Below are 12,099 nucleotides of genomic sequence, written 5' to 3' on the forward strand. Positions count from 1 at the left end.
TGACGTTCCTTCCTCGATCAAGCACTTTCACTCGCCTGGGCCACAAACAACACCACTTGCCATGGACTGCTGGCCAGCCTGGAAGCCGGTGCGGCAATCAGCAACGGCAACTGCCCGTCGAACCATTGGCCTTCGGCCGTCACCACGAACAACCGCGTATCGTCGCCAACGCCGTAGGCCACTTGCTCATTGCGACTCATGGCCTGATGGGACAAACCGCTCATGCGCTGACGGCTGAGCAACGGAATGTGCGGCTGCGAGGCGATGATCGCTCCGCTCAGCCATTCGCTGGCGGCCTGTTCGCTGGCGCCATTGGGCATGCGCAAACCGATGACCAGCCGTTGGCTCGGTTGGTCGTCGGGCAATTGAATCGAGAAGGATTGTTCGTTGCGCTCGAACGCCAGGCTGCGATAGCCGGCGCGGATCAGTTCGAGGGTCTTTTCCAGCCAGTCGAGCACCGTTTCATAGCCGCGCTGCAACTCCAGAAAATCCAGCGGGGCGAACGCCGGAACACCCGCCAATGGATCGAGCGCCGACCAGGCGCCGGTCAGCCCGAGCAGCGAGCCATACAGCGCCTGCGGCGTGGCCACGCGACTGTTCAGCAGACCTTCGACTTCCGGCAACCGCGCCCACAGCGCGGTCAACTGACGCCGGATTTCCATCGAATCATCCTGATTGCCGGCCTGCTGCGCCTGGCGCAAGCGACCGGCGAGGAACATGCATTTCTCCCGCGCCCTGGCACACAGTCCCGCCACGCGCCGGCCCACCACCGATTCGGGTAACAGGCACGGCGTCGGCGGTGTGTAAGGCAACGCAAGAAAACCGCCGCCTTCCTTGCGAATTCTCAGCAGCGGCAGGCAGACCGAATCGGCCTTGTTCAGTTGCGTGCACAAACGCGGATTCGGGCGCCACACCGTGATCGATTCGGGGTACTCGCCGCTGGTGAGATCCGGCAGCGCATCGCCGACGACAGACTGCAATCGCCCCTTGAGCGGCAGTAACTGACCGGCACGCCACAGCGGACTGACCGCCAGGTAAACGGTGACAGTGGCGTTGTCCGTGGCGTCGATCGCTTCACTGACGTCGAGCTCCAGCATCGGCCCGACACCGGCCTGCAAATTGACCGGCAAACCGTCCGGCAACGTCGCCTGCAAATTGAGCAGGCGCACCAGCCCGGCGCTCAGTGCCGAGGGATCGAATTCAACGCGGGTCACGCCCCAGAACCACGGATTACATGCTTGGGCGAAATGCGCTACCAACGCCTCGGCCCGGAGCCCTTGCAACTGAAAATGCTGGGGCAGCAACTGCATGCCCTCATGCCAGCAAACCGCGTCAGGAAGCAGACTCATACGATTCCCTTCGACCTCTTGTGGTGCCTGACTTGAACATCAGCCCTTGTGGGAGCAATCCTGTGTTCAGTTCGGGTGGTCGCTGACCAGTGTCATCTCGCGACTGTCGAACTTGAGCCAGGCGTTGCTTTGATCGTCCAGCCGCAACCGGTGTGCTCCGGGAGTGGTATAGCTGGCGAAGACTAAAAGTCCAGCCGCCCGCTTGCCCCCCAGCGGGAAGGGTTGTTTGTCGATGAATTGACCCGGCACCAGCTCCAGTCCCCAGACTGTCATCAGCTGTCGGTAGTCGCGCTGATACTGCTCACGCTCGGCGAACCACTGGCGGGCGGTGATACCCGACAATTGCTTGAGCAGATCTGCGTCGTTCACCGCAATGAAGTCCACCGCAATCGGGGTGTCGTCGTTGGCGCGGGGCGCGACGTCCAGCGTCAGGTTATCGAGATCGACGCGAGGCCCGAACAACGAACACCCGGCGAGTGTGAGGAGCAGAACCAAAGAAAAGAGACGTGCGTACAAAATGAATTTTCCTTTTCTCGACACGGTCCAAAAACGTTTTTCGTTTGCTTTTTTATAGACCTGTTCTAGCGTCTTGGGTAGTTCGGTCGGCACGACGAATTCGGAAGGTTCGTCAAAGGAATGACAGGTCCTCTGCCCTCCCTTTCTAACCTACGGTCCAGTAAGGGAATGCGATGAAACGGGCCTCCCGATGCATTGCTCCCGCCTCATGCATCGGAGTCAGCCACCATGGCAGAAAGTACTCAGCACAAGCTAGACAGGGTTCGCCCACCCCGGGTGCAAATCACCTACGACGTCGAAATCGGCAACGCGATCGAGAAGAAAGAATTGCCATTGGTTGTCGGTATTCTTGCCGACCTCTCCGGCAAGCCTCTCGAACCACTCCCGAAATTGAATGAACGGCGTTTCACCGAAATCGACCGCGACAACTTCAATGAAGTCCTCGCCTCGATCGGCCCGCGCGCCACCTTGCAGGTCAACAACACCCTCAGCGGCGACGACAGCAAGCTCAACATCGAGCTCAACTTCAAACACATCGATGACTTCGACCCGGTCAAGGTGGTCGAGCAAGTCACTCCGCTGCGGCGTCTGTTCGAAGCTCGCCAGCGTCTGCGCGACCTGCTGACCAAACTCGACGGCAACGATGATCTGGACAAGCTGTTGCGTGACGTCATTGCCAACACCGAGGGACTGCAAGAGATCAAGTCGGCTCGTCCGGACACCGCCGCTCCCGCTCCTGCTGGCGACAGCGAAGCACCGGCTGAACCGCAAGCCTGATCGCTCATCCACCCAGGGAGAATTTTGCCATGCCCGCCTCATCCGCCGCCCAGACCCAAGCCAGTGACAGTGCAAGCGAGACCTTGTCCTTGCTCGATGAAATAATCGCCAAAGGCCGCATGGCCCATGACGACAGCCAACAGGATTACGCCCGCGACATGCTCGCGGAATTCGCCACTCAGGTCCTCGATGAAGGCATGGCCGTCGACAAGGACACCGTGGCGATGATCAACGACCGCATCAGCCAGATCGACGAGCTGATCAGCGCTCAACTGAACGAAGTGCTGCACCACCCGGACCTGCAGAAACTTGAAGCCTCCTGGCGCGGCCTGCACTTGTTGGTTAAGAACACCGAGACCAGTTCCCGGCTGAAATTGCGCCTGCTCAACGTGACCCAGAAAGAGCTGCAGAACGACCTGGAAAAAGCCGTCGAGTTCGACCAGAGCGCGCTGTTCAAGAAGATCTACGAAGAGGAATACGGCACCTTCGGCGGCCACCCGTTCAGCCTGTTGGTGGGTGACTACACCTTCGGCCGGCACCCGCAGGACATCGGCCTGCTGGAGAAACTGTCGAACGTCGCGGCGGCCGCCCATGCGCCATTCATTGCCGCCGCCAGCCCTCGGTTGTTCGACATGAACAGCTTCACCGAACTGGCCGTGCCACGGGATCTGTCGAAAGTGTTCGAGAGCCAGGAGCTGATCAAGTGGCGCTCGTTCCGTGAAAGCGAAGATTCGCGCTACGTATCGCTGGTGCTGCCGCACTTCCTGCTGCGCCTGCCTTACGGTCCTGACACGTCGCCGGTGGAAGGCATCAACTACGTCGAAGACGTCAACGGCAGCGACCACGGCAAATACCTGTGGGGCAATGCAGCGTGGGCCTTGTCGCAACGGATCACCGAAGCCTTCGCCAAATACGGCTGGTGCGCGGCGATTCGCGGTGCCGAAGGCGGTGGTGCGGTGGAGGGCCTGCCGGCCCATACCTTCCGTACAACCTCCGGCGACCTGTCGCTCAAATGCCCGACCGAAGTGGCGATCACCGACCGTCGCGAGAAAGAGCTCAACGACCTCGGATTCATCGCCCTGTGCCACAAGAAAAACAGCGACGTGGCGGTGTTCTTCGGCGGCCAGACCACCAACAAGTCCAAGGTCTACAACACCAACGAGGCGAATGCCAACGCGCGGATTTCGGCGATGCTGCCGTACGTGCTCGCGGCCTCGCGTTTCGCGCACTACCTGAAGGTGATCATGCGCGACAAAGTCGGCAGCTTCATGACCCGCGACAACGTGCAGACCTACCTCAACAACTGGATCGCCGACTACGTGCTGATCAACGACAACGCGCCGCAAGAGATCAAGGCGCAGTACCCGTTGCGTGAAGCCCGGGTGGATGTGACCGAGGTCGCCGGCAAGCCCGGAGCCTACAAGGCCACGGTGTTCCTGCGGCCGCACTTCCAGCTTGAGGAACTGACCGCGTCGATCCGCCTGGTCGCGACCCTGCCGCCACCGGTAGCCGCCTGACCTGCCTCCCGCCGGGGTCAACCCGGCGGGATTCCCCTTCTTATCTAGCACGATTACTTTCAGGAGTTTCATGCGATGGATGCAATCATTCTCGACCTCGGCGGCGACATCAAAGGCGATAGCTTGCTCGAGGGTTACAAGGACAAGATCGAAGTCATGTCCTACAGCCACAACGTGGCCATGCAGGTGACCAACGACGTCAGCAACTCGGAGCGCACCTCCGGCAAGCCGCACATCGGCGAGTTCACCCTGACCAAGTTCGTCGACAGCTCGACGCCTTCGCTCAACGAATATTGCTGCGCCGGCAAACCGATCCCCGAAGCCAAGATCACCATCGGCCGTAACGCCGCCGAAGGCAGCGGTAAGCTGATGCCGTTCATCATCTACACACTGACCAACGTGGTGCTGTCCAATGTCAGCGTCAGTGGTGGTACGGGTGGCAAACCGGTGGAAACCATTTCCCTGAACTTCACCAAGATCAAGTGGGAGCTCACCGCCCAGAAAGACGACGGCACCAAGGAAGGCACGGCCGCCTCGACCTGGGACATGGCCGCCAACAAGCTCGTCAAGTAAGCGGACGCGTCGGCCATGGCAGGCACCGGCATGCTCCCACCGTTGTTCGAGCGCCTCGCCGCCAGCGAGGTCGACACCGTGCAGGTGTTCGATCGCCAGGGGCTGCTCGACTCGGTGCACACGGAGTTGCTGCGCCTGTTCAACACCCGACGCGGCTCACGTCCGCTGACCTCCCCGCCGAGCATTCTCGACTACGGCATCGCTGACTGGACTGCCTTGCAACAGCAGCGCAGCGATGACCGTCGTCAGTTGGCGCGGGAAGTCCGCGAGGCGATCACCCATTTCGAACCGCGCCTGCAACTGGGCGAGGTCCAGGTCAATCCGGTCCCCGGCCATCCGCAGCAACTGAGCATTCGGCTGGTGGGCGAGTTACGCAGCGGCCAGCAGCACTGGCCCGTGGCCTTTGTCATCGAGAAGGCCAGCCATGGTCTTGAGGTGCGTCATGAGCGACTCGATTGACCCGCAACTGCTCGATTACTACCAACGCGAACTGACCTGGCTGCGCCACGCCGGGAGCATTTTTGCCGAGCGTTATCCCAAGGTCGCCAGACGCCTGGAACTGTCCCCCGGTGAATGCCCCGACCCACATGTCGAACGACTGCTCGAAGGTTTCGCCCTGCTCGCCGCACGCTTGCAACGGCGGCTCGATGACGATTACGCCGAGTTCAGCGACGCCTTGCTCGAACAGCTTTACCCGTTGGCCATGCGGCCGTTGCCGTCCTGCGCGATCGTGCAGTTCGAGCCGGACCCGAGCAAGGGCAACCTGAACGATGGTTATCCATTGCCCCGCGACACACCGCTATTCGTCACCACCAGCAAAGGCGAGAGCATCCACTTTCGCACCAGCGCTGCGGTTCGATTGTGGCCGGTGGAAATCAACGAAGCGCTGCTGCTGGGCAGCGATGAAGCACAGGCCCTGACCGGTGTGGCGCAGGCGCGTTCGGCCTTGCGCCTGAGCCTGCGTTGCCTGGGTGAGAGCCAGTGGTCGACGCTGGCCATCAAACAATTGCGCGTGCACCTGGCCGCCTCACCGGTGATCAACGCCTGCCTGTATGACCTGCTCGGCGCCCACGCGGTGAAGGTGCTGGCCGGACCGGTCGGCAGCGTGCCGGTCATGCTGGCGGGGTTACCGCAAATCGTCGGTTTTGCCTGCGACGAAGTGCTGTTGCCGGACGAGGACGGCGTGCATCCGGGCATGCGCCTGCTCGCCGAGTACTTTGCGTTCCCGGACAAATTCAACTTCTTCGACATTCCATTGGCCGGCGCCTCCAGCGACAGCCAGACGCTGTACCTGTACATCGTGTTCGACCGCGCCCCGGCCAACCGCCTGCACCTTCAGGCCAGCGACTTCGCCCTGGGCTGCGCACCGGTGATCAACCTGTTTCCACGAACCTCGGAACCACTGCGCCCGGACGGCACCCGCAGCGAGTATCGCCTGGTCGCCGACAGTCACCGGGAAAACAGCGTCGAGATCCACAGCATCCGCGCCATGCGCGCCAGCTCAAGCCAGGGCGTGCAACGGGTGCCAGCGTATTACGGCAGTCAGCATATCGGCGGCGACAAACAATGCTATTGGCATACGCGACGGGTCAGCGGCATGACCCCGAATCGTCTGGGCACCGACCTGATGGTGAGTCTGGTGGACACCCGGCTCGATCCGCTGACCGAGGCCAGCGAATACAGCCTCACCGGGGAACTGCTGTGCACCAACCGGCATCTGGCCCAGAGCCTGCCGGCCGGCACCCCCCTGGGTTTCGAACGACCGGGGCCGGTGGCCTGGGCCCGTTTGCGCAACCCGCCGAGCCCGCAGAGTTTGCCGCGACTGGATGGCGAATCCCGTTGGCGGCTGGTGTCGCAACTGACCCTCAACCATTTGTCACTGGTCGAGGGGCCGCAAGCGCTGGATGCCCTCAAGGAAATCCTTCAGTTGCACAACCTGCGTGACGAGGCCAGCGCCTTGCGGCAAATCGACGGCTTGTTAAGCCTCGGCTGCGAACGGGTGATCGCCCATGTTGGTGAAGACGCGTGGCGCGGCTGGCGCAATGGGCTGGAGGTCCGGCTGCAACTCGACCCACAGCATTTCGTCGGCAGCAGCGCCGTGTTGTTCTCAGCGGTGCTGGCGCAGTTCTTTTCACTCTATGCCACGGCCAATCGATTCGTGCGCACGGTTCTGGTCCAGTCAGACAAGGAGGTCAAGACATGGCAACCCCAAGCCGGCATGCCGCTGTCCCTCTGAGTCTGAGTCAGAAGCTGCGGCGCGATCCGCAGGCGTTCGAGTTGTTGCAGGCGTTGTTGCTGCTGGAACGCGAACACCCGCAAGCCGAATCCCTGGGCAGCGGCACCGCCCCTCAAGCGGAAGCCTTGCGCCTGCGCGGGCCGTTGACGCCGCTGTTTTCCGCCAGCGAAATCGAAAGTCTGACCCTGGACGCGGGCCAGCCACCGACGCTCACGACACCAGTGTTTGGCCTCGGCGGGCCGGACGGCCCCCTGCCCTACGCCTATCAGGAATGGCTGCAACAACGGGCCCGGGCCAAGGACTATGCCCCGGCCGAGTTCCTCGATCTGTTCCAGCATCGCTTGCTCAGCCTGCTGTACAAGGTGATGCGCAAACACCGGATCGCCGTCGGCTTCACGGCCCCCGGCGCGTCGCCGGTGCAGGCGCAACTGCGGGCGCTGACCGGGCTGTTGCCCAAAGCCTTGCAGGAACGCCAGGCCGTACCCGACTCTGCCGTCTTGGCGTGCAGCGCACTGTTTGCCGACGGTCGTCGTTCCCTGGCCGGCTTCGCCGCGATCGTGCGCGAGCACTTCGAATTGCCGGTAGAACTCAGCGCCTATGAAGGTGCCTGGCGGGAAATCCCGCCGGCCAGTCGCAGTCGACTGCAACCGGGCGGGCGCAACCTGCAACTGGGTCGTAACGCGGTGGCCGGCACTCGGGTCTGGGATGAACACGCCGGCATCCGCCTGACCCTTGGCCCACTGACCTCGGCGCAGGCGGCGCGGTTTCTGCCGGACGGTGAAGCCCATCCGGCGCTGGCCAGTCTCAGCGCGCTGTATTTCGGCCCCGACCTGGATTGCACACTGGTGCTGTTGGTGCGCGGTGCCAGTCCGATGAAACTCGGTCGCCAGGCCCCGCCCTTGCTCAGTTGGAACGGCGGCCTGCAACGCCAGACCAGCCTTGCCGTGCAACGGATCGAAACCCGCCTTCGTCAGCTGGAGATCACCTGAACATGGAACTGGCCAGTCTGATCGGACGCCTCAACCCGGACAACCGCCGCGCCCTCGAACGGGCCGCACAGCGCTGCCTGCAACGGGGTCATCATTACGTCGAAATCGAACACTTGCTGCTGGAGTTGCTGGACATCGAGGGCGGCGACTTCGCCTGGCTGCTGCCGCGCTTCGGGCTGGAGCGCGATGCCCTGACGGCGGAAATCAACAAGGCCCTGGAACTGTTCAAATCCGGCAGTACCCGCACCCCGGCGCTCTCGGCGCACACCATCGGCCTGCTTGAAGATGCGGTGGTTCAGGCCAGTGTGCTTGGCCTGGAGAGCATCCGCTCGGGTTTGCTGCTACTGGCCCTGCTCGACCGTGATGAACGTCGCAGCCTGCTGCTCAATAGCGCCTCGTCGCTGTTGAAAATTCCACGGGAAGCCTTGCGCAGTAATTTGCTGGAGTGGACCGAAAACTCGCGCGAACACGTTGGTGGCACGCGGCCGGTCAGTGCCAGCCATCCGCAACCGAAACAGGATTCAGTGCTCGACCAGTTCACCCAGGACCTGACCGCCGATGCCCACGCCGGGCGCATCGATCCCATCGTCGGCCGCGACGGTGAGATTCGACAGTGCATCGACATCCTGCTTAGGCGTCGTCAGAACAACCCGATCCTGGTCGGCGCACCGGGGGTGGGCAAAACGGCGGTGGTCGAAGGCCTGGCCTTGCGCATTGCCGCCGGCGATGTACCACCGTCATTGCAGGAAGTCAGCCTGCGGGTACTCGACCTCGGTTTGTTGCAGGCCGGTGCCGGGGTCAAAGGCGAGTTCGAGCAGCGGCTCAAAGGCGTGATCGACGCGGTGCGCAGCGCCGACAAGCCGATCATTCTGTTCATCGACGAAGCCCACACCCTGATTGGCGCTGGCGGCGCGGAAGGCGGCAGCGACGCGGCCAATCTGCTGAAACCGGCGCTGGCCCGTGGCGAGCTGCGCACCCTCGCCGCGACCACCTGGCTTGAGTACAAAAAATACTTCGAGAAAGACCCCGCCCTCGCCCGGCGATTTCAGTTGGTGCAAGTCGAGGAGCCGGACGAAATCACCGCAGTAGAAATGCTCCGTGGCGTGGCTGCGAAACTGGAACAGCATCACGGTGTGCAGGTGCTGGACGCGGCGATCCACGAAGCGGTGAAACTGTCCCACCGCTACATCTCCGGGCGCCAGTTACCGGACAAGGCCATCAGCGTGCTCGACACCGCGTGTGCCCGGGTCGCCCTCGGCCAGCACGACGTGCCGCCACCGCTGGAAAGCCTGCGCCATCGCCAGCAGAGCCTCAAGGATGAAGTCGAACGCCTGCGTCGCGAACAGGCCACCGGGCTCGATCACCGTGAACGCATTACCCTGTTGGAAACCGAATCCGTGGGTAACGTGCAGGCCATTCGCGAGCTGGAAATTCGCTGGAACGAAGAACGGATCGCCGTGCGCGAACTGCTGGAAACCCGTCGCGAATTACTCACCTTGAGCGAACGCGCCGACAACGATAAACCGGACGAAGCGACTGATAGCCGCATCGATCATCTGGCCGCCGAACTGGTGCGCCTGGAGGCCGGGCTGGACGCCATTCGCCAGGACGATCCGCTGGTGCCGGAGCAGGTCGACGGCAAAACCGTGGCTGCGGTGATCGCCGGCTGGACCGGCATCCCGGTGGGCAAGATGCTCGCCGACGAAGCCCATGCCGTGCGCACCCTCGGCCAGCGCATGGGCCTGCGCGTCATGGGCCAGAGCACCGCGCTGAACACCATCGCCCAACGCCTGCAAGCCTACCGCGCCGGCCTCACCGACCCGCAAAAACCGGTCGGCGTGTTCCTGCTGGTCGGCCCCACCGGCGTCGGCAAAACCGAAACCGCTTACGCCCTGGCCGACGCGCTGTATGGCGGCGAACGCAACCTGATCAGCATCAACCTTTCCGAATACCAGGAAGCCCACACCGTCAGCCAACTCAAAGGCGCCCCACCCGGCTACGTCGGCTACGGCAGCGGCGGTGTACTCACCGAAGCGGTGCGGCGCAAACCCTATTCGGTGGTGCTGCTCGACGAAATCGAAAAGGCCCATCCGGACGTGCTCGAAGCCTTCTACAACGTCTTCGACAAAGGCGTGATGGAAGACGGCACCGGGCTGGTGGTGGACTTCAAAAACACCGTAATGCTCGCCACCAGCAACGTCGGGGCTGAGTTGCTGCTCGACACACCGACCGCTCAACTGGGCACCGATGCCTTCAACGAAGTGCTGCATCACGTGCTGCTGAAAGCCTTTCGCCCGGCGTTTCTGGCGCGCATGACGGTGGTGGCGTATCGGCCACTGGATGAAGCGACGCTGGAAGGGATTGTGCTGGCGAAGCTGGAGAAATTGCGCGGCCGGTACAAGGCTGCGACCGGGAAACAGTTTGAGTTCGATGCCGGGATTGTGCAGGCGGTGTTGGCCAAGTGCAGTGCGGCGGGTGCGAGGGATGTCGAGAATGTGTTGATGACGCAGGTGACGGGGAAGTTGGCGGAGTGGGTGTTGGAGTAAGTCCCGGACGACTGACTCTCTTGTGTAAACAGGAGCAAAGTGTAAACCCGAAGATGTCGCATAGCAGAGGAAGCAGTTGCCATGTGCTGTGCTGGTTATTTTTCGATGAAGGTAGTGCAGCCAATATGAGGTAAGTCATCATGCCGACCCGACTGATAATAGGCGCAGGCGTTTCCGCTGCAGTGTTCCTGAACACCTCATCCGATGGCTATAAAACTGTAGTTGTCGGTGAGGATGGACTATGGGCAAAACTCGTAGAACACCCCATGGGCCAGCCCGCCCACCTCCTGCACTTACCGGGTTCTCCACCACCGTCGTTCACGGTTGCCAATGGTGAAATGAGCCTGGACAACTTCCTCTCCTCAGGTGTTTTTCAGCAAGGCGTCAGTGAAATCGTCAAAGGTAGTCGCTACGGTCACAATCCTTCACGCAAGGTACGGCGGATATCCAAGTCACTCACCCAACCAGGAAATTACGTCGCCTGGTTTGATACCTCGCATGCCTTAATCGTTGAAAAAATAGTGATTGCCACCGGCATTGGCGCCCAACGTAAACCGCCCAAAATAACAGGAACACCTGCGCCCGGTGTTGAATACTCACAAGTTATCGAAGGTATCGAATTTCTTGAAGACGAGGAGCAACAAGTTCCCAATATTGACCGCGCTATCTACGGCGGTAGCGCCACCGCCGCCTGGGTGGTCGATATTGCCAGCAAACACTCGCCAAAGATGAACTGGCTTGCCCGCCCCGGCGGCTCCGAATTCACGGGAGCAGTACTGCCTGGGGCCAGGAATGCAAAGATCATCAAGCTTTGCGAAACTCACAACCTGCAGTTATTAAAAGAGGTTACCGAGGTCGAATATGTTGGTGAACGGTTGCATATACACGTCAAAGACGAAGATTTCTGTTATATCGCCGATCAGTTCATTTATTCATTAGGCGGGGACGACAACCCTACTGTTACGGATCATATCTATCAGGTAATGGACCCAGACATCAGGGATGACCTTTCTCCTATCCTCGACGCCAGCGGTGCATTAGGCACGCAATACAAAAGTGTATTGGCACTGGGCACCAGTGACAACGGAGTGATGATTGTCGGTGCTGCCACTTACAACTTCACCGCCATGACAGTCAATCCTACCTCAGGAAAACCGGTTCCCACTAAAAAGAAACCGGCACCCATGGCCCATTTACCCTGGAATGCTCAAGTTCCCGATGGTATCGCCGTGGTGGTGGCCAGTATTTCTGCCCTGAACCACTATATTCCCATCAAACAGCGTCTGACACTCAACTATCAGAACACCTATCAGGAATATGCCATTACTGAAAACAACACCAACATAAATCTGGCAGACGCCAACCAATTAGCCGTATTGTTCACCTTAATGTTTGACGAGTTATCGGCCAATCAGATCAACGATCTTGTGATTCGGACCATAATGGCCCGCAGCAGAAAAACCAAGGGTAGCACTGAGGTATTCGGCCTCAGCAAACGCGACTTCTACAACCTTATCAAGTCGAGAATTAGTTTCATATCAGACACTTCAATAGATGAACGCTGCTCATTGGCCGGACTTAAGCTTAGTTGATGCC

10 protein-coding genes are annotated in these 12,099 nt (G+C 60.9%); 8 read left to right on the top strand and 2 right to left on the bottom strand.

Translation table 11 applies throughout. From position 1 onward, the window contains the following. Positions 1–17: 17 nt before the first annotated feature. Positions 18–1,349, bottom strand: coding sequence for a type VI secretion system baseplate subunit TssK (tssK, locus tag FFH90_RS17630; RefSeq protein WP_064618253.1), 1,332 nt, complete (start codon positions 1,347–1,349; stop codon positions 18–20). Between the two features lie 66 nt (positions 1,350–1,415). Then, complete coding sequence (locus FFH90_RS17635) at positions 1,416–1,865, bottom strand: type VI secretion protein (protein ID WP_138867738.1); 450 nt, start codon at positions 1,863–1,865, stop codon at positions 1,416–1,418. A 228-nt stretch (positions 1,866–2,093) separates the two neighbouring features. On the opposite strand from FFH90_RS17635, the gene tssB reads away from it, so the two are divergent. The 8 genes from tssB (at position 2,094) to FFH90_RS17675 (ending at position 12,095) form a co-directional block, all read left to right on the top strand. Next, the gene (tssB, locus tag FFH90_RS17640) at positions 2,094–2,642 is read left to right on the top strand and encodes a type VI secretion system contractile sheath small subunit (RefSeq protein WP_026331704.1); all 549 of its coding nucleotides are present in this window, start codon (positions 2,094–2,096) and stop codon (positions 2,640–2,642) included. 29 nt (positions 2,643–2,671) lie between these two features. Continuing rightward, the gene (tssC, locus tag FFH90_RS17645) at positions 2,672–4,159 is read left to right on the top strand and encodes a type VI secretion system contractile sheath large subunit (RefSeq protein ID WP_019648924.1); all 1,488 of its coding nucleotides are present in this window, start codon (positions 2,672–2,674) and stop codon (positions 4,157–4,159) included. 75 nt (positions 4,160–4,234) lie between these two features. Next, positions 4,235–4,732 (top strand): Hcp family type VI secretion system effector, encoded by a 498-nt coding sequence (locus FFH90_RS17650; RefSeq protein WP_018929664.1) that lies wholly within the window; start codon positions 4,235–4,237, stop codon positions 4,730–4,732. Positions 4,733–4,747: 15 nt separating this feature from the next. Beyond that, the gene (gene tssE, locus FFH90_RS17655) at positions 4,748–5,191 is read left to right on the top strand and encodes a type VI secretion system baseplate subunit TssE (protein WP_111453518.1); all 444 of its coding nucleotides are present in this window, start codon (positions 4,748–4,750) and stop codon (positions 5,189–5,191) included. Next, positions 5,175–6,968, top strand: coding sequence for a type VI secretion system baseplate subunit TssF (gene tssF, locus FFH90_RS17660; protein WP_138867739.1), 1,794 nt, complete (start codon positions 5,175–5,177; stop codon positions 6,966–6,968). The genes tssE and tssF overlap by 17 nt, the downstream gene beginning before the upstream one ends. Next, positions 6,932–7,957 (top strand): type VI secretion system baseplate subunit TssG, encoded by a 1,026-nt coding sequence (gene tssG / locus FFH90_RS17665; RefSeq protein WP_111453516.1) that lies wholly within the window; start codon positions 6,932–6,934, stop codon positions 7,955–7,957. The genes tssF and tssG overlap by 37 nt, the downstream gene beginning before the upstream one ends. A 2-nt stretch (positions 7,958–7,959) precedes the next feature. Then, positions 7,960–10,503 carry a type VI secretion system ATPase TssH gene (tssH, locus tag FFH90_RS17670; RefSeq protein WP_138867740.1) on the top strand — a complete coding sequence of 848 codons (2,544 nt, stop codon included), beginning with the start codon at positions 7,960–7,962 and terminating at the stop codon, positions 10,501–10,503. A 140-nt stretch (positions 10,504–10,643) separates the two neighbouring features. Then, on the top strand, positions 10,644–12,095 hold the full coding sequence (locus tag FFH90_RS17675; protein WP_064618264.1) for a hypothetical protein: 1,452 nt from the start codon (positions 10,644–10,646) through the stop codon (positions 12,093–12,095). Positions 12,096–12,099: the final 4 nt, after the last annotated feature.

The organism is Pseudomonas sp. ATCC 43928 (genome assembly GCF_005938665.2).
GTDB lineage: Bacteria > Pseudomonadota > Gammaproteobacteria > Pseudomonadales > Pseudomonadaceae > Aquipseudomonas.

Excerpts from the sequence above, each read along its gene's own strand:
- tssF (WP_138867739.1), top strand. The coding sequence starts at position 5,175 with ATGAGCGACTCGATTGACCCGCAACTGCTCGATTACTACCAACGCGAA.
- tssH (WP_138867740.1), top strand. The coding sequence starts at position 7,960 with ATGGAACTGGCCAGTCTGATCGGACGCCTCAACCCGGACAACCGCCGC.
- tssE (WP_111453518.1), top strand. The coding sequence starts at position 4,748 with ATGGCAGGCACCGGCATGCTCCCACCGTTGTTCGAGCGCCTCGCCGCC.
- FFH90_RS17650 (WP_018929664.1), top strand. The coding sequence starts at position 4,235 with ATGGATGCAATCATTCTCGACCTCGGCGGCGACATCAAAGGCGATAGC.
- FFH90_RS17675 (WP_064618264.1), top strand. The coding sequence starts at position 10,644 with ATGCCGACCCGACTGATAATAGGCGCAGGCGTTTCCGCTGCAGTGTTC.
- tssG (WP_111453516.1), top strand. The coding sequence starts at position 6,932 with ATGGCAACCCCAAGCCGGCATGCCGCTGTCCCTCTGAGTCTGAGTCAG.
- tssK (WP_064618253.1), bottom strand. The coding sequence starts at position 1,349 with ATGAGTCTGCTTCCTGACGCGGTTTGCTGGCATGAGGGCATGCAGTTG.
- tssB (WP_026331704.1), top strand. The coding sequence starts at position 2,094 with ATGGCAGAAAGTACTCAGCACAAGCTAGACAGGGTTCGCCCACCCCGG.
- tssC (WP_019648924.1), top strand. The coding sequence starts at position 2,672 with ATGCCCGCCTCATCCGCCGCCCAGACCCAAGCCAGTGACAGTGCAAGC.